This window comes from Alkalimonas delamerensis, assembly GCF_030717955.1.
Classification (GTDB): Bacteria; Pseudomonadota; Gammaproteobacteria; order Enterobacterales; family Alteromonadaceae; genus Alkalimonas; species Alkalimonas delamerensis.
This window is the reverse complement of the sequence record NZ_JAUZVY010000004.1, coordinates 203,947-225,860: the sequence shown is the minus strand read 5'-3', so window position 1 is coordinate 225,860 and position 21,914 is coordinate 203,947. Positions and strand designations below refer to the sequence as shown.

The 21,914-nt window shown below is 53.2% G+C and carries 20 protein-coding genes; 14 read left to right on the top strand and 6 right to left on the bottom strand.

Translation table 11 applies throughout. The features are described from left to right. Positions 1-85 precede the first annotated feature (85 nt). A complete protein-coding gene (locus Q3O59_RS11190) occupies positions 86-1,141 on the top strand; it encodes a peptidase M42 (RefSeq protein ID WP_305945661.1) in 1,056 nt (351 codons plus the stop codon). Positions 1,142-1,241: 100 nt separating this feature from the next. Here Q3O59_RS11190 and Q3O59_RS11185 read toward each other — a convergent pair whose 3' ends face one another. After that, positions 1,242-1,811: a gamma-glutamylcyclotransferase gene (locus Q3O59_RS11185; protein WP_305945660.1), complete on the bottom strand. Its 570-nt coding sequence runs from the start codon at positions 1,809-1,811 to the stop codon at positions 1,242-1,244. Positions 1,812-2,446: 635 nt separating this feature from the next. Between Q3O59_RS11185 and Q3O59_RS11180 the strand changes: the two genes are divergently transcribed. The 3 genes from Q3O59_RS11180 to Q3O59_RS11170 all read left to right on the top strand — a co-directional run bounded on the left by Q3O59_RS11180 (position 2,447) and on the right by Q3O59_RS11170 (position 5,281). Further along, complete coding sequence (locus Q3O59_RS11180; RefSeq protein ID WP_305945659.1) at positions 2,447-3,421, top strand: sensor domain-containing diguanylate cyclase; 975 nt, start codon at positions 2,447-2,449, stop codon at positions 3,419-3,421. A gap of 344 nt (positions 3,422-3,765) precedes the next feature. After that, positions 3,766-4,761 (top strand): catalase family peroxidase, encoded by a 996-nt coding sequence (locus tag Q3O59_RS11175; protein WP_305945658.1) that lies wholly within the window; start codon positions 3,766-3,768, stop codon positions 4,759-4,761. Continuing rightward, positions 4,754-5,281: a cytochrome b gene (locus Q3O59_RS11170; protein ID WP_305945657.1), complete on the top strand. Its 528-nt coding sequence runs from the start codon at positions 4,754-4,756 to the stop codon at positions 5,279-5,281. The genes Q3O59_RS11175 and Q3O59_RS11170 overlap by 8 nt, the downstream gene beginning before the upstream one ends. 60 nt (positions 5,282-5,341) lie before the next feature. Here Q3O59_RS11170 and Q3O59_RS11165 read toward each other — a convergent pair whose 3' ends face one another. After that, positions 5,342-6,160, bottom strand: coding sequence for a substrate-binding periplasmic protein (locus Q3O59_RS11165; protein ID WP_305945656.1), 819 nt, complete (start codon positions 6,158-6,160; stop codon positions 5,342-5,344). A gap of 371 nt (positions 6,161-6,531) precedes the next feature. Here Q3O59_RS11165 and Q3O59_RS11160 point away from each other — a divergent pair, with 371 nt between their 5' ends. The 9 genes from Q3O59_RS11160 (at position 6,532) to hxpB (ending at position 16,168) form a co-directional block, all read left to right on the top strand. Further along, positions 6,532-7,314, top strand: coding sequence for a ferredoxin--NADP reductase (locus tag Q3O59_RS11160; protein ID WP_305945757.1), 783 nt, complete (start codon positions 6,532-6,534; stop codon positions 7,312-7,314). 24 nt (positions 7,315-7,338) lie between these two features. After that, positions 7,339-7,974 (top strand): GTP cyclohydrolase I FolE, encoded by a 636-nt coding sequence (folE, locus tag Q3O59_RS11155; RefSeq protein WP_305945655.1) that lies wholly within the window; start codon positions 7,339-7,341, stop codon positions 7,972-7,974. A 240-nt stretch (positions 7,975-8,214) separates the two neighbouring features. Beyond that, the gene (locus Q3O59_RS11150) at positions 8,215-8,757 is read left to right on the top strand and encodes a TetR/AcrR family transcriptional regulator (RefSeq protein ID WP_305945654.1); all 543 of its coding nucleotides are present in this window, start codon (positions 8,215-8,217) and stop codon (positions 8,755-8,757) included. A gap of 107 nt (positions 8,758-8,864) precedes the next feature. Next, positions 8,865-9,818: an efflux RND transporter periplasmic adaptor subunit gene (locus tag Q3O59_RS11145; protein WP_305945653.1), complete on the top strand. Its 954-nt coding sequence runs from the start codon at positions 8,865-8,867 to the stop codon at positions 9,816-9,818. A 13-nt stretch (positions 9,819-9,831) separates the two neighbouring features. Further along, positions 9,832-12,876, top strand: coding sequence for an efflux RND transporter permease subunit (locus Q3O59_RS11140; protein ID WP_305945652.1), 3,045 nt, complete (start codon positions 9,832-9,834; stop codon positions 12,874-12,876). 187 nt (positions 12,877-13,063) lie between these two features. Beyond that, positions 13,064-13,372: a DUF6172 family protein gene (locus Q3O59_RS11135; protein WP_305945651.1), complete on the top strand. Its 309-nt coding sequence runs from the start codon at positions 13,064-13,066 to the stop codon at positions 13,370-13,372. A 44-nt stretch (positions 13,373-13,416) separates the two neighbouring features. Further along, entirely contained in the window at positions 13,417-14,739 is a 1,323-nt protein-coding gene (locus Q3O59_RS11130; RefSeq protein WP_305945650.1) for a DEAD/DEAH box helicase, read from the top strand. 60 nt (positions 14,740-14,799) lie between these two features. After that, positions 14,800-15,387 (top strand): DUF1294 domain-containing protein, encoded by a 588-nt coding sequence (locus Q3O59_RS11125; RefSeq protein WP_305945649.1) that lies wholly within the window; start codon positions 14,800-14,802, stop codon positions 15,385-15,387. A gap of 115 nt (positions 15,388-15,502) precedes the next feature. Beyond that, positions 15,503-16,168, top strand: coding sequence for a hexitol phosphatase HxpB (gene hxpB / locus Q3O59_RS11120; protein WP_305945648.1), 666 nt, complete (start codon positions 15,503-15,505; stop codon positions 16,166-16,168). Here the strand turns inward: hxpB and Q3O59_RS11115 are convergent. The 4 genes from Q3O59_RS11115 to Q3O59_RS11100 all read right to left on the bottom strand — a co-directional run bounded on the left by Q3O59_RS11115 (position 16,158) and on the right by Q3O59_RS11100 (position 20,522). Next, complete coding sequence (locus Q3O59_RS11115; RefSeq protein ID WP_305945647.1) at positions 16,158-16,379, bottom strand: hypothetical protein; 222 nt, start codon at positions 16,377-16,379, stop codon at positions 16,158-16,160. The genes hxpB and Q3O59_RS11115 overlap by 11 nt on opposite strands. Positions 16,380-16,441: 62 nt before the next feature. Further along, positions 16,442-17,920, bottom strand: a complete 1,479-nt coding sequence (gene glpK, locus Q3O59_RS11110) for a glycerol kinase GlpK (RefSeq protein ID WP_305945646.1) — start codon at positions 17,918-17,920, stop codon at positions 16,442-16,444. Between the two features lie 110 nt (positions 17,921-18,030). Further along, positions 18,031-18,768, bottom strand: a complete 738-nt coding sequence (locus Q3O59_RS11105) for a substrate-binding periplasmic protein (RefSeq protein ID WP_305945645.1) — start codon at positions 18,766-18,768, stop codon at positions 18,031-18,033. Then, positions 18,765-20,522 carry a GGDEF domain-containing protein gene (locus Q3O59_RS11100; protein ID WP_305945756.1) on the bottom strand — a complete coding sequence of 586 codons (1,758 nt, stop codon included), beginning with the start codon at positions 20,520-20,522 and terminating at the stop codon, positions 18,765-18,767. Before Q3O59_RS11100 ends, Q3O59_RS11105 begins: the two co-directional genes overlap by 4 nt. A gap of 292 nt (positions 20,523-20,814) precedes the next feature. Here Q3O59_RS11100 and Q3O59_RS11095 point away from each other — a divergent pair, with 292 nt between their 5' ends. Continuing rightward, the gene (locus Q3O59_RS11095; protein ID WP_305945644.1) at positions 20,815-21,909 is read left to right on the top strand and encodes a sulfite exporter TauE/SafE family protein; all 1,095 of its coding nucleotides are present in this window, start codon (positions 20,815-20,817) and stop codon (positions 21,907-21,909) included. Positions 21,910-21,914 lie beyond the last annotated feature (5 nt).

Here is a 21,914-nt window from a genome sequence, read left to right as displayed (position 1 = left end):
GCCATAGAGTATTAAAGCAGATTTATTTGCACGGAGCGGCGATTGGCCTGAATATAGCAGCACAATTTTCTGTCCGGATACCACCATGACTGAGTTAAATGAACTGCTGGATTTACTGAAAATATTGATCCGTGAGCCCAGTGTGGTGGGCGCTGAACATAGTTTTTTCAGGGTGCTGCAACGGGAACTGGAGGAGCGCGGCGCAAAGGTTACCTGGTATGAAGGCTTACTGGTCGCACAGGGCAATGCCCCCTTTAGCACCATGTTTTCTGCGCATATTGATCGGCACGGATTGATCTGCACGGGTCCCGATGAATTTCAGTATGCTGCTTTTGTGGCAGGAAACCGCTCCGATTTGCTGGGAAACTCCGTATCCGAGCAGTTGATCAATAAAATTGTGGACCGCTTTGATACTACGCCAGTGATGGCGTATGAACCCTGGTCCGGTGCCTACCGCGGTAGCGGTAAAATTGCATCAAGTTATGTCTGTGAGCGGCGCAACAACCTGATTTTCACCCTTGAGGGAATGTCCCATCTGGTCGCCGGCACGCCGGTGGCTTTCGCCGACAAACTCAGAATTGATGAAAACAGCATCAGTGGTCAGCTGGATAACGTGCTCACTGCCGCCTATTTGGTGCACTTGTTCAGTTTAGGTTTTCAGGGCACCGCCTTTTTTACGGCGCAGGAAGAGGCCGGTAAGAGCTGGCGCTATCTGCTGGAATGGTTCCGGCGCTTTGGGAACACCACCAACCGGCTGGTCGTGGTGGATACCAGCCCCTACCCGGACAGAAAGGAGGCAGATCGCCAGCAACTGGTATTGCGACACAAAGACGCCAACGCCAGTTTCGATGCGCAACTGACCGACACTCTGGCCGCTTTGTGCCAGGCATCTGGGGTTAGTTACAGCTTCAAGGATGAATACATTGAACAGAAAAATGCGTTGTTAGCACCTGGGCAATCGGCTCAGTCACTTGGCAGTACCGAAATGGGCAGGATTATCGCCGCCTCAGCGGGCGCAGTCACCGGTACCACACTGCAGATCCCCACGACTGGCTACCATACCATGGAAGAAACCGCGTCACTGACATCCTGCGAGGGATTTCTGATCCTGCTTAAGCGTCTGGCAGGCCTGGCTTCGTGAATTTCTGACCCTATCGAAAACATCCAGCGCAAAGCCAAGGGGGCAGAATGATGTATTTCGGGGGCAGTGTACGTTAAGCCCCCGGAACAGGTGGGGGCAGCTATTTAAGCAGCTTTAACAGCTGCTGCTCAATGGCAAATACATGCTCGTCCTGCTCGTCCATCTCCCTCAGTGCTTGTGCCAGTTGCAACAGGTAGTCGCTGTTGGGGCCGCTTGGGCCTTCGCTGCTGGCGATATGGGCGGCGATAGCGGCGTCTGTGTCCGGGCCAAGATAAGCCTCATTATCAGCGCTGGCTAAATACACCAGGCCTTGCGTTTGCCCTGGTTCGTTCAGCCAATGCAACTCAGTAAATACCCGCAGGTAGCCGTTTTTTTCACGGTGATCAAGGTGCTCAAAGGTATCGGGTGTTACTTCATAGGCCATGCCAGCGCAGCGGGCGCCTGGAGCCTCAATCAGAGTGAGCACCCTGCCTGGCGCCTGTGGCGTGCCACGATGATCATGCGATCCCTGCCAGAAACGGCGTTGCCAGCCATAAATGCAGGCTGGTTTGCACTGCAGATAAGGAAAATCCGCCTTGTAAATCAGCGAGCCATAACCAAACAACCAGACGGAATCAAGGTGATCCAATGGCTGTAGCTGTTTGTTCAGGGCAATGGTGTTGTGCGACATAAAGCTCCACTCTGGCAGACAAAATCATGGCTGGTGCCTGACATAGTAACAATTTTATCGCCAGTCGTGATCAGGCAACTGCATTGCTGGCTAAAAAGCTGGCGCTTTTTTTCGCTGCCCATCCTTATAAATAGCGACGCGATGCTATCGACACACAGTGAACAAAACTCGAGGTATCTGTAGTTGCTCCCGTCCGCGAGGGTGTTCAATATTCTATGTCAACCTAATCACAGGTCGATATTAAAACTAGGGGCAGATAAAAATTAACCTCTGTGATGTGCTTTAGGCTTGCAGTCCGAACTCTGGCATCGAGCTTGAACTGCTTTTTGGCTTAAACGCCATTCGTCAGGCAATTTTTAGTCTCATCGACTAAAATGGATTTAATATTGTGGCGCTTCACAGCTGAACACTGAGTTTTAGTAGTAGAAACCTTGGTGAGTTTTGGGTAAGCCACTTGAACTGAATGGGAAGATGTGTGTAATACTTCCTCCAGCCCTATGCCATCCCAGTGATGGTGTGTCATGGTGCGTTGCAGGAGAGGTGATGGAAGTGCAGACGTTTGAGTTGGCGGACTTTTATGCAGTGGCTGCGGGCGCAGCGGTTTTGGCCAGTGGGGGCTTGCCGCTTGGCAGTTTATGAATGAACTGAATCGCAACAAGGAGCGTTTAGCACTGGCGCTGGAAGCCGCTGGCCTTGATCTGTGGGAAAACGATCTGGTCACCGGCGAGGTAACGTTCAAGGCCCTGAAGACATTGGATCAACTGGGCTATGACAGCTCTGAGATGGCTAGCACGGTCGAGGAGCTCTTAGGCCTCGTGCATCCCGATGACCAGCCCCACCTTCAACAAGCCGTGCAAGACCATGTGGATGGCATAACGCCGCAATACCGCTGTGAGTTTCGGCTGCGTGCCAAAAATGGCGCATGGATCTGGTTTGCCAACTTTGGCAAGGTCATGGACGGCACTGCAACGGCCGAGGGCAGGCGCTTTGTGGGAGTTACTTTCAACATTGACGATCGCAAGCGCAAAGAACACGAAATCGAGCAGATGAATCGCCTGCTCGCCGAAAAAAATGCCTTGCTCGAAAACCTCAATCTTCAGTTGGAATTGTTGGCGTCCACCGATTCCCTCACCGGACTGACCAACCGCCGCAAACTGATGGAGCTGGGCTTGCAGGAGTGCAAACGGGCAGAACGTTTCCGGCATCCCTTGTCCGTGTTGATGCTCGATATTGACTATTTCAAGTCGATCAACGACACCTGGGGGCATCTGGTAGGCGATCAGGTGATTCGTGCCGTGGCCGAGGTCTGCAAAGAGCGTGTGCGGCAAGGCGTCGATACCGTTGCGCGATTTGGTGGGGAAGAGTTCATCCTGCTGTTGCCAGAAACGAACATGAAGGGGGCTTACCAGCTTGCCGAAGTGCTCCGGGAGTCTATCGCGCAACGCGAGGTGGTCGCCAATGCACAGGGCGACCATGCCCAATTCACCGTCAGTATTGGCGCTGCTTCTTGCGACGGCAGCAATATCCCGGCCTTCGAGGAGCTGCTAAATCGGGCAGACAAGGCCCTCTACAAAGCCAAACAGTCGGGGCGCAACAGCGTAGAGGACTGACCTGCAGTAAAGCAGCCACTATCAGTTGTCGGATATTCGCAGCACAGCCGGGATCCTGCCCGTAACCGGCTGGCGGTGTTGGCTTCGTATCGATCTGGCACGGCCCCATCAATTGCGTTTTTGTGGTGCTATGGGGAAAGAGAGCACTACGTATCTGGTTAATTTTACATCCTATCTCATTTTCATCCTGAAACGGCATTCCCGCCGTTTTGGGTGAGCCGAAATGGGAAGTGCTATTCATTCTATAATTCAAGCTGCAACCAGTGATCGTATCTGCCATTGGGGCGTAATGATTTATTGGTCTTTTGCACCATCCGAATGTCTAACCAAAAGAAGTCATGCTTATGCGCTATGTTTTGTTTGCTGCGGCAGCGGGAGCCGTGGTAGCGGCTGCTTTGTATGCAGTTACTGTGAGTGGCCGGGCACCGGTCAGTGCCCAGGATTTTGTCAATTTACAACAAGGCGACTCAATTCAGGCGGGTTTCAGGCGCGCTCATGCCAAGGGGTTTTGCATCAGTGGCGAGTTTCAGGCCTCCGGTGAATTAGCTGCTTACTCCAGTGCCAAAGCATTGCAACCAGGCAGCTACCCCTTTATTGGCCGTATTTCAATTGCCGGGAGCAACCCAACGGCACCTGATTTACGCGCACCAGTACGCAGCCTGGCTTTAACCATTTTGCCTGATACCGTGCATCAATGGCGCACGGCGATGAATACACCGCCGGTGATGGCGGTAGCAACGCCGGAAAAGTTTTATCAACAGCTGTTGGCCATTCAAAGCAATACCGTGCCGCAGTTTTTTGCTGATCACCCGGAAAGCGCGCATTTTTTACAATGGCGTAGCCACTATCAGCCAACCCAAAGTTATGCCACAGAGCGCTATCACAGCATTAATGCTTTTTATCTGGTTGACCGGCAAGGCAATCAGCAAGCTGTGCGCTGGGCGGCCTTGCCACTGACGGATGAAGCTGGCGTTATTGCAGACGAAGAGGCAGCCGATGCATTGCAGCAGGAGTTTTTCAGTCGGCTGCAGCATGGGCCAGTGCGCTTTGATATGCAGTTTACCCTGGCAACCGCCAAGGATAACCCGGCCGATGCCACCATTCCCTGGGCTGAAAGCAACCCCCAGCTCAGTGCCGGGACTATCGTAATTGAGCAAGCCAGCTTGCAGCAAGAGGGCGCCTGCAATGCGCTTAATTTCGATCCCCTAGTGCTGCCCGCTGGCTTTGCACCATCGGCAGACCCGATTCTACGCGCCCGCGCAGCCGCCTATGCCGAATCGCATCGGCGCCGGGCCCGCGAAGTCTTGATGCAGCAGGTTGCTGGAGGTGCCAATGAATAAGCCGCAGACTTATCCCCTTGCCATGCGGGTAATGCATTGGCTGATGGCAGCGTTAGTGCTTAGCCTGCTGTTTGCCGGTTTAACCATGGTCAAGTCACTGGGGCCCTGGCAGCAGCAACTGCTGGCCTGGCACAAAGCCATGGGGTTGATTGCCTTGCTGGCGATTGTGGTGCGCCTTATCATTCGTTTGCGCTCAGATACGCCAACATTACCTGCTAGTGTACCGAACATGCAGCAACTGGCAGCGAAGCTCACGCAACTTGGCTTTTATCTGTTGCTCTTTGTGATGCCGCTATCCGGCTATTTAATGCAAAACGCCGCCGGCCGGCCACTGAGCTTGTTTGGGCTGCCATTGCCAGCCTTGCTTGATACCGATTTAGCCCTGTACGGCTTGTTCCGTGAAATTCATGGCTGGGCAGCACTGCTGTTGGTGCTGCTGATTGTGGTGCATAGTTGTGCCGCGCTCTATCACGGCTTGATTAAGCGGGATGGAGTGTTTCGCAGTATGGTCCGAAAATAAATCATAGCGTGCCAAAAGGTCTCGGCATCGCTTGGTGCAGTGACCTTTTTCGGAAAAGAGTCAGTCTGGATTCTGCAGCAGTAGCAACTGCTCCAGGGCGACCTGCTCCAGCGCGGTAATCATTTCTTCAGGATAAACCGAGTGATACAAGGCCCGCATGCGGCCATCCCGATAACTTTGCAGCAGCGCCTGCTGCCAGCGCGCTACACGCTCAACAGGTACATCACGACTAAACGCCAGGTACTGGCGGGTTTCGATAAAGCCGTTCAACTGCACCAGTTCAATACCCAGCTCTTCAACTTCTTGTGCTCTGAGCGCTGCCGACGTCTCACTGAGCAAAATGATATCGACCCGACCCCGCAACAGCAAATTAAAGCAGTCGCCATGCTGCACTGTTTGGAATAAATTGTGCTCTTCATTAAACCCCAGCTCGTTAAGCTTATCGAGGTACACCGATTGAATGTACTCGCAGGCGATATAGTGCTGAGGCCAATAGGCTGGGGGCACTGCCACATTAAAGCGATCCTTTCTGGCATAAAGCGCGATGCGGTGAATTTTTAGCGGGCCAACCCATTGAAATAAGGGTTCACGACTCGGAGTCCGGGTGGTTTCAAACAAGGCCGTGTTCAGTTCTGTTGTGGCAATGGCAAAGGCTCTTGCCCAGGGCATGAGTTCAAAGTGGACGTTTTCATTGAGCTGCTCTGAGATGCTACGTAGCAGTTCGAAGGTCACACCGGCCAGCTCGCCGTTTTCATCCAGGTACTCGCCTGGCGGGCTGTGCTCGGTCAGAAATTGCAACGCTGGCGCTGGGTCTGGTTTGGTCGCGTGCAGTGAACCGCTAACCCCTAAAAGTAACGCCAGCACAAATCGGTATACCATGCAAACACCTGTGTGGTTCGTGAAAGAACTGCTACAGCAGTCATTTTGGTTGATGGTAGTGCAGACTGATGCAATCACCAAGGATAATTTGCTTAGCGATAATTAAGGTCTGATACAGAGCTTGGATCGATCGCATCTTTCCTGGAGTTAGGCTAACCCGATGGCCTCTTGGTCCATTTGCTGAACCTTTTCGTAAACTCCTTAGTAATACTTGACTAAAATACTCGGATAAATAGTTGAGTGTTTTAGTCAGGTATTGTACCATCGCTTTTTCTGGAGAGTTCTTTGATTATCAAACAATGCTAACGAATACAGCGCATGCTGTGATTTTGTTTGGTGGTTGTTTTAAGCAAATTGGTTATGAGGGCTTTATGCGCGGTACCATCACTGAAACGGTGACTCAGGTTCATCATTGGAATGACACGCTTTTTAGCATTAAAACCACACGACGTCCTAGCTTCACCTTTGAAAACGGTCAGTTCGTGATGATTGGCATCGAAGTGGACAACAAACCATTGCTGCGGGCGTACAGCATTGCCAGCGCGAACTACGAAGATGAGCTGGAGTTTTTCAGCATCAAGGTACCGGATGGCGCTTTGACCTCGCGCTTGCAACACATAGAAGTGGGTCAGCCGTTGCACATTTCAACCCGCCCAACGGGTACCCTGGTCGCAGGGCACCTGACACCCGGCGAAAACCTGTACCTGTTGGCGACCGGAACCGGCTTGGCACCATTTATGAGCATCATTAAGGACCCAGCCATTTACGAACAATTCAATAAGGTGATTCTGGTGCACGGCACGCGGACAGTGTCAGAGCTTGCGTACCAGGATGTCATTTGCAATGAACTGCCTAACAATGAGTTTTTTGGGGATTGGGTACGGGAGAAATTAGTCTACCACCCTACAGTGACGCGTGAACCCTATCGTCATGCCTTGCATCAGCAGCGTATCACTCGCTTACTGGAATCGGATGTCTTCACCGAGCACCTTGGCATGCCGCCATTAAGCCCGGAGCGGGATCGGTTTATGCTCTGCGGCAATCAAGCCATGCTGGATGAAACCATGGCCATTCTAAATGCCCGAGGCTTCAGTAAAGCCAACTCACGTCAGCGCGGTGACTACGTCATCGAGCAGGCTTTTTTGGAAAAATAGACCATTTTTTGTAGGAATAGTGTTATGAGTGAAGCCGCAGCAACCGTTCAGCAAGCGCTGATGCAGCTTGGCCTTGAGACGCCAATGATTGAAAATGGGCTTAGTCCGGAAGAAAAGTACCAGCAGATTATCCGGTTGATGACTGAGGTTATGACCACTCTTGGGCTCGATCTAACCGATGACAGCTTGCAGGAAACACCGCATCGCATCGCGAAAATGTTTGTGCACGAACTATTTGCTGGCCTCAATTACAGCAATTTCCCAAAAATCGCATTGATTGACAACAAAATGGGCAGCAGCGAAATGGTGAAAGTTCGCGGCATTGCGGTGAACAGTACCTGCGAGCACCACTTTGTTACCATTGATGGCGTCGCAAAAGTCGCCTACATTCCGGCTAAGCGCATCATTGGCTTATCCAAGCTAAATCGGGTAGTACGTTTTTTTGCCCAGCGACCACAGGTGCAAGAGCGTTTAACGCAACAGGTTTTGGTGGCACTGCAAAGCTTGCTCGATACCGACAATGTCGCGGTGCACATCTGTGCAACCCATTATTGTGTCAAAGCCCGGGGCGTGATGGATGCGCAGTCAGTGACTGAAACCACTGTACTTGGCGGCCTCTTTAAAACCAATCCGGCCATTCGGGCCGAATTTATACAATAAAGTTTTGGCCTGAGTGCTCAGAAGTAGCTAAACCCAGGATTCACAACGTTCAGATACACCATGCAAGCTATCAAATGCATGGTGTATCTCAGCAAACCCCACCCCATTGCAGCAGAGCTTTTGATCGTTCAAGCCTTGCATTTCTGATAACTGAATTCGTTCCTGGCTATTTACTGTACCAACCAGACGGTTTATTATTGGTATTACTGTACCAACCAGACGGTTTTTTGAGGGCGGGTAATGAACAAAAGAGCCAAAGTAACCAAAGCGCAGATCATTGAAGCGGCGCTAAGCGTGGCGGCCGAGAAGGGCGCGGGCAAGGTCACGCTGGATGAGGTGGCCAAAGTCAGTGGCTTTAGCAAAGGCGGCCTGCTGTACCATTTCCCCAGCAAAGAAGCGCTGATCAGCGCCATGGTGCAACAGTTGGTGGATGACACCGAAGCTGGCCGGCAGCAACTGCTGGCGCAGGGTGACAATGCACTGACCGCCATGATCAAGGCCCATGCCCGCTTATCCGAGCAGGTGCAGGGCAATACCGCCATGGCCATTCTGGCGGCAGCGGCCGAGCAACCTGGCTTGCTGAGCCCGGTGCAACACGCCTGTCAGGTGTTGGTGCAAGATATCAATGCCGACAGTGGCGATAACCCGGAAGCGGTGTTGCTGATGCTGGCCTGCGATGCGCTCTGGTTTCAGGACATGCTGTCCATTTCTCCCTTTACTGCCCAGCAAAAAGAGCAGTTGCTGCAGTACATGCAGCGCCGCGCTAAGGAGCTGATGCCATGAAAGCTTTCTTCGTAAAAACAACAGGTACTTTGACCTTGTTGCTAGTACTGTCACTTGGGCTGACAGGCTGCTCAAAAGCTCCGGATGATACAGACCAGCAGGCGCCAGTGACCGTAAGGCTGGTGACCGTCAATGGCGATACCCAGCACAGCAGCCGCAGTTTTGTCGGCCGGGTCGATGCGGTCAGCACCGTTGATCTGGCATTTCAGGTCGGGGGCCGGGTGACGGAATTGGCGGTGCAGCAAGGTCAGGTAGTGCCGGCCGGTGAGCTGTTGGCTGCGCTGGATCCTGCCGATTACCAGCTGGCGTTGCAACAGGCCAGGGTGCAGCTGGAGCAGGCAAAGCGCGATCTGGAAAGAGCCAGGCCGCTGCGCGAGCAGGGCATTTTAACGCCGTCCGATTTTGAGCAACTGCAAACCAGTTACGATCTGGCCAAAGTAGCGCTGGATAATGCCCGGCGCAATGTCGAGCACGCCCGGTTGGAAGCCCCCTTTGATGCGCTGATCACCCGCCGGTTGATTGAGCGCTATTCCACGGTGGCGGCAGGGACGCCGGTGCTGCGGGTGCAGAACATCAGTGAGCTAAGGGTGCATATCAATGTGCCGGAGCAGTTGATGCGCCTGGTGAACGACAGCGCTGATTACCGGGTTTCGTTGCGCCTGCCAGGTTTGGATGACGGGGTGGTGCTGCAGTACCGCGAGCATGCTACTGAGGCCGATGCCATCACCCAGACTTATCGGGTTTCCTTCGCTTTGCAACCGGTGGCCGGGGTGAATCTGTTGCCGGGGATGACAGTGAATGTGGTGACCGAGCGTAGCTTGCAGCAAAGCAATTTATCGGTGCCTTTGTCGGCGATTGATACTGGTACGCCGGAGCAGTTTTATGTCTGGCGTTACCTTGGTGACAGCCAGACAGTAGAGCGGGTTCAGGTGGAGCTTGGCCAAATTCATGGCCAGCAAGTTGATATCCTCAGCGGCGTGCAGCATGGCGATCAACTGGTATCGGCTGGTCACGTGCATTTGCAGCAGGGGCAACGGGTGCGCCCCTTTCAGGCGTACTGAGCGGGGATAACGGATGAACATTGCCAGTTACGCCATTGACAAGCAAATCAACACCTGGTTGTTGGTGTTGCTGTGTTTTCTGGGCGGCCTGTGGGCCCTTGCTACCATTGGCCGGTTGGAAGATCCGGCCTTTACCTTAAAAGAAGCCATTGTGATGACGCCGTACCCGGGGGCGACCGCCGAGGAAGTCGAGCGCGAAGTGACGGAAAAAATGGAGTCGGCCATTCAGCAGCTGTCGCAGTTAAAGCGTATCAGCTCGAAATCCATGCCGGGCATGTCGGAGATTAGGGTCGAAATCCAGGACAAATACGATGGCAGCCAGATGCCACAGATCTGGGATGAGCTCAGGCGCAAAGTCACTGATATTAAGCCAGAGTTACCCGGGGGTGTGCTGACTCCGATGGTCAATGATGATTTTGGCGATGTGTTTGGCATTTTCTATGCGGTAACCGCTGAAGGCTTCAGCGATCGGGAGGTCCGCGAGCTGGCGAGCTTTTTACGGCGCGAAATGCTAACGGTACCAGGGGTCGCTAAGGTGCAAACTGCCGGTGAGCCGCAAGAAGCCATTTACGTTGAAATCCCGCACGAGCGCCTGCTAGGGCTGGGCTTACCGCCAGGGGTGATTGTCGATACGCTGCAATCAGAAAATGCGGTGGCCTCCGCCGGCTCGGTGCTGGTTGGCGATAAGCGGGTGCGGCTGGTCAGCAAGCCTGGGCTTGATTCTGTGGCTGCCATTGAAAACGTCCGTATTGGCAACCCGGGCTCGACCGAGCAGCTCAGTATCTACGATGTGGCCGAGGTGCGGCGCGATGCGGTGGAAACGCCGAGCGAACTCATTCGCTTTAACGGCAAACCGGCCTTTACCCTGGCGGTGGCCGGTTTAAGCGATGCCAATATTGTCGATGTCGGTAAAGCCGTTGATCAGCATCTTGAGCTGTTGCAGGCGCAAATTCCGCTTGGGGTGACGCTGCAGCCGATTTACCAGCAGCATCTGGTGGTGGAAAAAGCCATCAACGATTTTATCGTCAATCTGGCGCTGTCGGTGCTGATTGTGATTGGCGTGCTCTGCCTGGCCATGGGCTGGCGGGTTGGGTTGGTGGTGGGAGCAACCTTGCTGCTGACGGTGCTTGGTACGGTATTTTTTATGCGGCTCTGGCACATTGAAATGGAGCGGATTTCGCTGGGAGCGCTGATCATCGCCATGGGCATGCTGGTTGATAATGCCATCGTGGTGGCTGAAACCATGTTGATCAATAGGCAGCGAGGTCTTAGTTCACGCCAGGCCGCTCGGGAAGCTGCTGGCCGAACCCAGATCCCGCTGCTCGGCGCCACCGTGATTGGCATTATGGCCTTTGCCGGCATTGGCTTGTCGCCAGATGCCACCGGTGAGTTTTTGTTTTCGTTGTTTGCGGTGATTGGCATTTCCCTGCTGCTAAGCTGGGTGCTGGCCGTCACTGTGACGCCGCTGTTTGGCCATTACCTGTTTAAGCCGGCCAGCGGGGCTTCGGCCGAGCCTTATGCCGGTCGTTTTTATCGCCACTACGCTGCTTTGCTGCAGCGGGCGCTGCGTCATCGCTGGCTGACGCTGGGCGGACTGGTGCTACTCACCCTGATTAGTGTGCTTGGTTTTGGCAAGGTGCAGCAGGTGTTTTTTCCGGCCTCGAACACGCCGATTTTCTACGTCAATTACTACCTGCCACAAGGCTCGGATATCCAGGCCACATCGCGGGATATTGGCCACCTGGAAGATTTTTTACTGCAGCAACCCGAGGTCGAGTCTGTCAGCAGTTTTGTCGGTGCTGGTGCCAGCCGTTTCATGTTGACCTATGCTCCTGAGTTGCCCAACCCGGCCTATGGCCAGCTGATTGTGCGCACCGGGCATCGTGATGAAATTCCACCGCTGATGCAGCGGCTGCGCGAGCAAATGCCGCCCGAGTTGCCGCAAGGCACCATCTATTTGCAGCAACTGATGTTTGGTCCGGGCGCCGGTGCCAAGTTGCAGGTGCGACTATCCGGTGCCGATGAAGCCGAGCTGCGCCGCTATGCCCAACAGGTGGAAGGCATCATGCGGGCCAGTGGCGTGATTACCGATATCCGGCAAAACTGGCGGCAGCGTGAACTGGTGATTGTACCGGATTTCAATGAAGAGCGGGCCAGGGTAGCCGGGGTGAACCGCACTGATTTAGCGCAAACGCTGGAACTTGCCACGACCGGGGTGCGAAGCGGGGTCTACCGTGAAGCCGATCGGCAAATTCCGATTGTGGTGAGGCCACCGGCGCATGAGCGGCTGAGTGTCGATAACCTGCAGGATCGGATGATTTGGAGTTCGGTCGACAACAGTTACATTCCCATTACCCAGGTGATTGATGGCCTGCACACCCGCAGCGAAGAAGCCCGTATTCATCGCCGCGACCGGGTTCGCACCTTGACGGTGGAAGCCGAGCCTGTGCTTGGCGTTACCGCCGATCAGGCGCTGCGGCAGATTAAAGATCAGCTCGAGCAATTACCGCTGCCGACCGGCTACCGGTTAACCTTAGGCGGTGAATACGAAGACTCGGCCGAAGCCCAGCAATCGCTGGCCAATCAGTTACCGCTGAGCTTTTTGGTGATGCTGGTGATTAGCATTTTGTTGTTTGGCTCGTTCAAGCAGCCACTGGTGATTTGGCTGATTGTGCCGATGGCGATTTGCGGGGTGACGGCGGCACTGCTGTTGTCCGGCCTGCCGTTTGGCTTTACGTCCTTGCTGGGCTTTTTAAGCTTATCGGGCATGCTGATGAAAAATGCCATTGTGCTGGTGGATGAAATCGATCTGCAACTGCAGCAGTTGCCAGATAAAATAGAAGCCATTGTCCAGGCCAGCATCAGCCGGATCCGTCCGGTGATCCTGGCGGCGCTCACCACCATTTTGGGCATGCTGCCACTGCTGTGGGATGCGTTTTTTAACAGCATGGCGGTGACCATTATGGGCGGCCTGGCCTTTGCTACCGTGCTGACGCTGGTGGCCGTGCCTGTGCTGTATGCGGTGGTGTTTAACATTCGAAGCGCAAAAAACAGTTAAGCACCATGCTCCGGTTATTGCCGGGCATGGTGCACGTCTTAAATGACTAGCCTGGCTGTGACGGCTAATTTTCATTAGTTCTGTCAAAATTGCAGATAGTGGCGGTTATCTTCTACGCTTCCATGTAGAATGCGCGTTTTCTAAGCGCGGTCAGCTTTTCTGAGTCGTGCACATGGGTAGGATAGGTATGAAAAAGACATTCTCGTTAACGCACCCCAAGTTAAAACCCGCTCGTTGGGTCGATGCGATTAAGCATGAAATTAAAAAGTATCTGCAGCGGGAGCGGCGCAAAGCACTGCCAGCTGGCATGGACTACTGGACCTTTGATTGCCGTTTTGGCGCCACCGAAGACGTCGCCGTCAAAATTTTCCCCTCAGACATCAATCAACAGATCGATGCTGCGGTGGCGCAAGACTTACCGGGCTTTTATGTTGAAATTCTGGCCAGAGCCTGTCAGCACCAGCCGCGCGATCATCACGACGACGCCAGTGACTAATTTTTGTCCCTGCTAAAGGGGGATCATTCTGCAGAGGAACGCCTATGCAATTTTCATCGTTAGATTTAGCGGCAGATTTACAGCGCGCTCTGACCGAATGCGGTTACAGTGAGATGACGCCGGTGCAAGCCCAGGCTATCGTGCCGGCTCGTCGGGGCAAGGATTTGCAGGTGACGGCGCAAACCGGTACCGGTAAAACGGCCGCTTTTGCCATCCCATTGCTGCAGCGTATGCTGGATACGCCTAAGGCTACTCAGCCGCGCCGTCCAAGGGCTCTTATTTTAACGCCGACCCGCGAGTTGGCTGAACAAATCGCCACAGCCATCACGGCTTACGCGCAGTTTGTGCCGCTAAGCGTGACCGCATTGTACGGTGGCGTCAAAATGGGCGGCCAGGCCAGTAAACTGGCGGCTGGCGTCGATATAGTCATCAGTACCCCTGGCCGTTTGCTGGAGCATATGGCGCTTGGCAACGTGATGTTAGGCGATGTGGAATTCGTGGTGTTGGATGAAGCCGACCGCATGCTGGATATGGGCTTTAGCACCGATGTGCTGAAATTGCTGCAGATGACGGCACGCAACCGGCAAACCTTGTTGTTTTCTGCCACCACCTCGCCGGCGGTCAATGAGTTGTCGCATAAAATTCTGAAGAATCACCAGCAAATCCGGGTCACCAAAGCCAACAGTGCGGCGGATACAGTCCACCACGTGGTGTATCCGGTGGAAGAAAGCCGCAAAATCGAGTTATTCGAGCAGTTGCTGGCCGAGCAAAACTGGTTTCAGGTATTGGTGTTTACCAGCACCAAAGAGCAGGCAGACCGTTTATTAGCCGGCCTGCAGCAGCGCCGCATTGAAGCAGCGGTGTGCCACGGCGATAAAAGCCAGGGTGCACGGCGCCGCGCCCTGGCGGATTTTAAATCGGCCAAATTGCAGGTGTTGATTGCCACTGAAGTCGCCGCCCGGGGCCTGGATATTCAGGGGCTGGATTATGTGGTCAACTTTCATCTGCCGTATTTGCCGGAAGATTACGTGCACCGCATTGGCCGTACTGGTCGGGCAGGGGCCAAGGGGCATGCGATTTCCTTTGTCAGTCGTGAAGAAGAGCAAAGCCTGGAGCGCATTCAAAAATTAATGGGCAGCACCATTAAGCGCATTAGCAAACCAGGTTTTGAAGTCAGCACCCGCGATTCGTTGTTAAAAAGCATTTCGCGTAAAGTGCTGACCGGGCGGGCCAATAAGGCATCCGAAACCACCATCGACCTGGAGCGCTCAGGCAAGGCTGGTTCGAAAGCCAAGGCTAAGCCGAAAGGCGCTGTTTCATCACAAGCTAACGCCAGGCCAAAAGCCAAAGCGGGCCGCAGAAAGTAACGTTAGCCCTGATTGTAGTTGCTGCATGGCAGCACGTCTAAGTTGATACAAGGAAAGATCATGCGCTTTAAAGGAAAAATAACCCAATGGAATGATGCCAAAGGCTTTGGTTTTATTCAGCCGATGCAAAGTGGGGAAAAGGTGTTTTTCCACATAAAATCCGTGCAAAATCGCAGCCGGCGGCCTGTACTCAACGAGGTAGTTACTTACTCGGTAGCCAAAGATGGGCAAGGGCGCTTGCAGGCCCAGGCCGTCACTTTTGCCGGCGAAAAGCTGAAGGTGAAAAAAGCCCGCTCCGCCTCCAATGTGCCTCTGTCCGTTTCGGTGGTGTTTTTCCTGCTGTTGGCACTGGCGTGCTGGGCCGGCCGACTGCATCCCTATTTTTTGGCGGCTTATGTTGGCCTGAGCCTGCTGACCTTTCTAAGCTATGCATGGGATAAGCACAAAGCCAAGCGCCAAAGCTGGCGTACCCCCGAGTCTACGTTGCATCTGTTGTCACTGGCAGGTGGCTGGCCCGGAGCCTTACTGGCTCAGAGTCGCTTGCGGCATAAATCAGCCAAAACCAGCTTCTTAACGGTGTTTTGGCTGACGGTGGTAGTGAACCTCGCCGCTTTGTATTGGTTGGCAGGTCAGCCTTTTTTGCTGTGAAGCAATTGGCTGTCAGGCAAGTAGCGATACCAACATCGATTGCATAGCCATCATCTCAAACTAAAATCTGAGGGATGAATTTGCAACCGTACCATTGATTGCATAGGGAGACCCAGTGGTAAAAGCCGTTATCTTTGATATGGATGGAGTGCTGATTGACTCCGAGCCCATGTGGCAACAAGCCGAGTATCAGGTGTTCCGCCAACTGGGGGTACCGCTGCAACTGGCCGATACCAAACAAACGGTGGGCATGACCACCAAAGACGTGGCTGAATTCTGGTACCGGCAAAGCCCCTGGCAGGGGCAGAGCCTGGCCGAGACCGAAGCGGCCATTATTGCGAAAGTAAGACAGGCGATTGCCCGAAATGGCCAGGCCAAGGACGGTGTTGTGGCATTGCTGCAGCAATTGCAGCAGCAGAGGCTCCCCATTGCGGTGGCGACCAACTCTGCTCAGGTGTTGATGGATACCACCCTGGACACCCTGGGCATTCGCGATTACTTTGCGGCGCACTGTTGTATCGAAATGGTTGAGCAGGGCAAGCCCGCACCAGATATTTACCTGCTGGCTGCCAGTCAGCTCGGGGTAGCTCCGGCCGATTGCCTGGTGTTTGAAGATTCCATTACCGGCATCCGTGCCGCCAAGGCCGCAGGTATGCAGGTGATAGCACTGCCTTCAGAAGAAGACTGGCAGCATGAAAAATTCAAGCTGGCTGATGGCAAGTTGCGCTCGCTTTTATCCTTTGAGTTGATGCAGTACCTAAGCGATGACGTTATAAACTAATCTCTTCTCCTTGCATGCCAATTGCCAGTTCATCCAGCTCTGCCAGCGTATAATCAAAACCCCGCTCATCAAATTGGTAGCGAACTTGTACCACCAGGCCGCCATCCAGCAACCGGGTGGCGACATCGGCCACCGGCCAGTGTTTCAGCCCGTGCAAAAAGCGTGAGGCAATTTGGGTGTTTGGAAAGCGGTAACAAATTTCGTTGGTCATCATAAAGTCATTGGTTTTGCATTAGAGCGGTACATTAGGGCTGTAGGGGGTGATTTCAAGTCTTAGTTAACCAACAAGCGGGCAATGCTGGTGCGCCAGTAGTGGTAGCAGCTTTGTTGCTGCGTTTTAGTCAGCTTGGGTGTGAATGGTGCCGAGCCCTGCCACAAGGAGGCGACGTCACTGAGCTGTGGGTACCAACCCAGCTGCCAGGCCGCTAAAAATGCCGTGCCAAACGCAGTGGCATCGCTGTGTTGGCTTGGGGTGATGGCTTGTTGTGTGATATCAGCCAGGGCCTGTAAAAACCAGCGATTCACGGTCATACCGCCATCGACCCGTAAATCAGCAATCCGGATGCCATCGTCGGCCATGGCCAGCAATAAATCCTGTGTCTGGTAGGCGACACTGCGCAAAGCGGCGGCGCACAGCTCGGCTTTGCCGCTGTTTCGGGTTAAGCCAAACAACGCGGCTTTGACTTCGGGCTGCCAGTAGGGAGCGCCCAGGCCGGTAAAAGCAGGGATCAGCAGCTCGGTTTGTTGGGCGTCAACTCCCTCAGCCAATGCTTCGGTATCACTGGCTTGCTGGATGATGCCCAGTTTATCGCGCAGCCACTGCACCGTAGCGCCAGCCATAAAAATGCTGCCTTCCAGCGCGTAGCAGGTTTCGCCACGAATACGCCAGGCGACGGTGCTTAGCAGTTGGTGCTGGCTGCACAGCGCCTGGCCGCCGGTATTGACCATGACAAAGCAACCGGTGCCGTAGGTGCTTTTGCCCATGCCGGGCTGAATGCAAGCCTGGCCCAGCAAGGCGGCTTGCTGATCGCCCAGTAGGCTGATAATGGGAATGGGGTGACCAAACAGCCTGGCGCTGCAATGGCCAAAGTCGGCAGCACTGTCGCGGACTTCGGGTAGTATTGCCCTTGGGATCTGAAAAAGTGTCAGCAGCTCCGGATCCCAGCGTTGCTGATGAATATCAAACAACAAAGTGCGGCTGGCATTGCTGGCATCAGTGGCATGCTCCTGGCCACCGGTCAAGCGCCACAGCAAAAAGCTATCAACGGTGCCAAAGCAAAGTTCCCCGGTCTCAGCGCGCTGCCTCGCCCCGGGGATTTGCTCTAGCAGCCACTGCAGTTTGCTGGCAGAGAAGTAGGGATCGGCCAGCAATCCGGTTTTGGCACGAATGCTGGCTTCATGCTGTTGTTTTAGTGCCTGACACTGCTCAGCGGTGCGTCTATCCTGCCAGACAATCGCTGGGTACAGTGTTTGGCCACTGGCTTTTTCCCACAGCAAGGTAGTTTCCCGCTGATTGGTCAGTGCCAGGCCTGCGACTTGCTCGGGAAGAATGCCGTTTTGTTGCAGCAGTTGCTGAATGCAATGAAGCACGCTTTGCCAGATTGCCTCCGGATCCTGCTCGACCCAGCCAGCTTGCGGATAGCTCAGTGGCAGCTCTTCACTGATGCTGGCGATGGGGCTGAGCTCGCGGTTGTAAAGAATCGCCCGGGTAGAGGTAGTGCCTTGATCAAGGGCGATAATAAAATCCGACATGCTTTTGCTGTCCTTTGAATACTTAGCTCGAATGTGTTTAGCCTAGCAGTATTAGGGCCTGCCCAAAAGAAAAGTTAAAAAGAAGTCGGAGATGCAGGTTGTTGATGATGTTAAAAGTACTTTTGCAGCCAAAGATCAATATAGCCATGTGCGTGGATGGTCGTTAATGCTTGTCGAATAGCGGCTGCTTTGTGTGGATTGCTGTGACTGATTGCACAATAACTGGGTTGGGCTTCAAACCCTATCTGGTCGGCGACTAAGGCCTGTGTTTCCTCGGAGTATTTATTGACGTTGACATAGTAGCTGTATGAAAAACTGTCTGAAATCACAACATCCACTCGATCCAGCTGCAGACGCTGTAAGTTCTCTCTAAGGCTTAAAGCATCATCTCTGCTGGCATCTCCTTTTGAAAATAAAGCATCCAGCTCAGGGTAATTAAAGCCTCTGGAGGTGCCTACTTTCTTGCGATATAAATCACTCAGCTGCCGGAATGGTGATGTAGAGGTTTTTCGAATGAGCAAATCAACGGTTGTATACAAGGGCTCAGACCAAAGCATGAGTTCAGGTTCATTGACCCATTTAGGGCTGGTAAAGCACCAGAGATCTGCCTGACCACCTTGGATCCATTGCTCAGTTCTGGCCCTCGGGATAGTAAGGTACTCAAGATCCCAGCCAAGCTGATTTGCGACTTCTTTGCTTATATCGATTACCAAGCCGGTTTTTGGTGAGGACTCACTGTTGATAATAAAGGGTGGCGTATTGGTTTCACTGATGATAGCGCGTAAGGTCTCAGCCATGATTGGAAAGCTAAGTAATGCGATGAAAAGATAAGCTATGGTGTTTATCATGGTTGATGTCTTAACTGAGTTGCTTTTACTTGCACGGTCTCAGGCAGCTGCCGCTTGTTAACAAAAATGGCAGATCCCGAAATTTTCTTGGCCTGCTGTTTTGCCGCAGTAGCCAAGTCGGCCACATCATGATGGTTTCGGCAGGCCGCGATATTGGGCGTAGCTATGCCGATGGATAAGGTGAGGATAGGATAAAATGTCTCAGCACCGAGCCGATCCGTGGCCGTGAAACCGCCCTGGCTTAGATCTTCAGGTTGATAATAGTGGCGTACGCGTTGCTCAAAGGTGCTGAGGATACGACCGGATGTCTGGTAGGCATCGGTTCCATGGAATACCACAATAAAATCGTCACCACCGATATGACCAATGAAGTCGTGCGGGCTTTTTACTTCGGTTTGAATGATCTGAGCAAGCAGTTCAATGACTAAGTCACCTTTGCTGTAACCGTAGTGATCGTTGAAAGGCTTGAAGTGATCAATATCAAGATAGGCAATGGTAAAGTCGAGTTCGCATTTCAACAGCTTTTCGATATGCGCATTGATTGGTACATTGCCCGGCAGCAAGGTCAGTGGGTTGGCGTAGCGGGCGAGCTGTATTTTATTTTCGCTGATGCGTTTTAAGACTTTACGCACAGATCCAAGGCCATAGTATTTACCTTGCTCGGTGACAATAAAAAATTGATTGGCATCGTCATTCTCATCATCACTTAAAATAGCGCTGACATGATCAATGGATAAATGTTTTTCTACCACCACCGGTGACTTTTCCATGCAGTGACTAATGGATTTTCGTTCATACAGAGCATGGCCAAACTTATGGGAGAATTTCTCCTGAATTAAACTCCGGGTAACTATTCCAATAGGCTCATTTTGCCGGTTAATAATGGCTGCACAGGATAGTTGCTTATCAAAGGCGAAAAAATCGGCCACTTCCCAGGCTGGTGTATGCTCCGCGAAAGCAGGGGTTTTGCACAGAATGGATTCTAATGAGTCACTCAACGCGATTTCAGTATCGATATTCAACAATTGTGTTAAGTGGATAGGGTCGATCTGGCAGGTTGGGTAAGGGCGTCCCAGTAAGTAGCCCTGGCCGAAGTCAGCGCCGAGTTCTCTGCATGTCAGCAGCTCCTCGGATGTTTCTATGCCCTCGGCGATGATCAGTGACTGAGTATTGCCGGCAAGCTCTATGATGTTACGAACGAAAGCTTTCTTAATCGGGTCGCGGTGCAGTTGGTCAATAAAATAGCGGTCAATCTTTACAATATCGGGTTGCAACTCGGACCAGAGCTTTAAGCCGGAAAAGCCACTGCCCAGATCATCAATAGCAATTTTAAAGCCACAATCACGGTAATGTTTTACGGCATTGACGAACAGCTCAGTATCCTCCACCTGAAACTGCTCTGACAGTTCAATAACCACTTGATCTGGTTTTAAGCCAGCTTGTGCGATCAGTTGTTTGGTCATGCCGGTAGGGTGATCAGATGCAAGCAATACCAAAGGATTCACATTCAGAAAAAGCAACCCTGAAAAGGCTTCAACAGCAAAAGCTCGAATGCTGAGTTCGCGACACAGCAGCTCGAGCTCTTCAAGTAGGCTAAATGCCTGGGCTGTTTTAAACAGAAGCAGCGGTGAGTGTAGCGGGCTGTCCGAGGGGCCCCGGATCAAGGCTTCATAGCCTAAGACATCGCCACTTTGTAAAGTAATGATGGGCTGAAACAAAGGTGCCAGTAGTTTGTGTTCCAGAATTCGAAGCAACTCGATGCGGTGAAAATCACTTAATCCCAAGGTTTTGGCTCACAAAAATGTTCAATTCATACAAGTCTACCTTGAGCTATGCATCACCCTTCCTTTGGTATCGATGTGTACCTTAACTGGTGATTATGACAGGTTAATGACTTATCAGCGGCCAAGCATGTTTAACCGTGCTTTCCAGTATAAGCGCCAATGCTCCACCTGTTCGCTGAACTTCAGCCTGTCCTGCGCCATTGTCAGGCTGGCAGCCTTACTCTATGATGACTGTCTTCTGTGGTTGAAACGAACCTTTGCTATGACGATGCATGCCGCTGGCAAACCCCGACTGTGGCTTTGGTTGCTGTGGCTGGTGCTGTTTTTCAGTGCCTGGCTCTATTTGGTGCTGGGACGGGGGCTGTGGCCGGTGGCGCTGGAGCACTGGCCGATGGCATTTGCCATGGCCATTGGCAGTTACGCTGCCGGCTCTACCCCGATGGGCGGTGGCACCGTTGGCTTCCCGGTGTTGGTGCTGTTGTTTGAACTGCCAGCGAGTCTGGGGCGTGATTTTAGTTTTGCCATTCAATCCATTGGCATGGTCAGCGCCAGTATTTTTATTCTGGCCAGGCGCCAGCCCATCGCCTGGGCCATGCTGAAAGGCGCCATGCTCGGTTGTTTGCTTGGCTTACCGCTAGGGATCTTTTTGCTGGCCCCTCTGGTGCCGGAACTTTGGATCAAGCTGCTGTTTGCCGTGGTCTGGGCCAGCTTTGGCGTGCTGCACCTGTGGCGCTTGCAGGAGATTGCCGGCCATAGCGGCATGACCGAATTTGACGAGCGCTGGGACTTTCGACTGGGGTTGAATATCGGGGTACTGGCCGGAGCTTTGGTGGTCTCAGTGACCGGTGTTGGCATTGATATGGTGCTCTATACCGCTTTGGTGCTGATCAGCCGGGCCGATCTGAAAATCGCCATCCCTACTTCGGTGCTGATTATGGCCTTTGCCTCGGTACTGGGTGTGCTGTTTAAAGTAACGCTTGGCCCTGGCCTGGCGCCCGGTGTGTTTGAAAACTGGCTGGCCGCTGCCCCTGTAGTGGCTTTGGGGGCGCCACTCGGTGTCTATATTGTGGCGAAAATTGGCCGCAAGCCGACCTTGCTGGTGGTATCCACCCTTTGTGTTGGTCAGTTTGTTTGGACTCTGTACTCCGAGCAAAGCGTACTGGGCTTCGGTGGCATGGCGGTGGCTTTGCTGGCGGTGGCGATTTGTCTGTTAGGCTTTGAGCATCTGCGCCGTTTTGGCGCCCGTTTGGCTGGCGAGCGCTTGGTGGCTGCGCAAATGCAAGCGGATGCCCCAAAAGCCGATGCGGAATCAGAACCTGCGCCTGAGCCGCTGGACTCTAAGGCACCTGGAGTCTAAGACCT

What these genes read in the sequence shown, in the direction of transcription:
- Q3O59_RS11185 (WP_305945660.1), bottom strand. Translation starts at nt 1,811, where the DNA reads ATGTCGCACAACACCATTGCCCTGAACAAACAGCTACAGCCATTGGAT.
- Q3O59_RS11160 (WP_305945757.1), top strand. Translation starts at nt 6,532, where the DNA reads ATGCGCGGTACCATCACTGAAACGGTGACTCAGGTTCATCATTGGAAT.
- Q3O59_RS11115 (WP_305945647.1), bottom strand. Translation starts at nt 16,379, where the DNA reads ATGACCAACGAAATTTGTTACCGCTTTCCAAACACCCAAATTGCCTCA.
- Q3O59_RS11135 (WP_305945651.1), top strand. Translation starts at nt 13,064, where the DNA reads ATGAAAAAGACATTCTCGTTAACGCACCCCAAGTTAAAACCCGCTCGT.
- Q3O59_RS11150 (WP_305945654.1), top strand. Translation starts at nt 8,215, where the DNA reads ATGAACAAAAGAGCCAAAGTAACCAAAGCGCAGATCATTGAAGCGGCG.
- Q3O59_RS11130 (WP_305945650.1), top strand. Translation starts at nt 13,417, where the DNA reads ATGCAATTTTCATCGTTAGATTTAGCGGCAGATTTACAGCGCGCTCTG.
- Q3O59_RS11105 (WP_305945645.1), bottom strand. Translation starts at nt 18,768, where the DNA reads ATGATAAACACCATAGCTTATCTTTTCATCGCATTACTTAGCTTTCCA.
- Q3O59_RS11140 (WP_305945652.1), top strand. Translation starts at nt 9,832, where the DNA reads ATGAACATTGCCAGTTACGCCATTGACAAGCAAATCAACACCTGGTTG.
- Q3O59_RS11180 (WP_305945659.1), top strand. Translation starts at nt 2,447, where the DNA reads ATGAATGAACTGAATCGCAACAAGGAGCGTTTAGCACTGGCGCTGGAA.
- Q3O59_RS11190 (WP_305945661.1), top strand. Translation starts at nt 86, where the DNA reads ATGACTGAGTTAAATGAACTGCTGGATTTACTGAAAATATTGATCCGT.
- glpK (WP_305945646.1), bottom strand. Translation starts at nt 17,920, where the DNA reads ATGTCGGATTTTATTATCGCCCTTGATCAAGGCACTACCTCTACCCGG.
- Q3O59_RS11095 (WP_305945644.1), top strand. Translation starts at nt 20,815, where the DNA reads ATGACGATGCATGCCGCTGGCAAACCCCGACTGTGGCTTTGGTTGCTG.
- folE (WP_305945655.1), top strand. Translation starts at nt 7,339, where the DNA reads ATGAGTGAAGCCGCAGCAACCGTTCAGCAAGCGCTGATGCAGCTTGGC.
- Q3O59_RS11125 (WP_305945649.1), top strand. Translation starts at nt 14,800, where the DNA reads ATGCGCTTTAAAGGAAAAATAACCCAATGGAATGATGCCAAAGGCTTT.
- Q3O59_RS11170 (WP_305945657.1), top strand. Translation starts at nt 4,754, where the DNA reads ATGAATAAGCCGCAGACTTATCCCCTTGCCATGCGGGTAATGCATTGG.
- Q3O59_RS11175 (WP_305945658.1), top strand. Translation starts at nt 3,766, where the DNA reads ATGCGCTATGTTTTGTTTGCTGCGGCAGCGGGAGCCGTGGTAGCGGCT.
- Q3O59_RS11165 (WP_305945656.1), bottom strand. Translation starts at nt 6,160, where the DNA reads ATGGTATACCGATTTGTGCTGGCGTTACTTTTAGGGGTTAGCGGTTCA.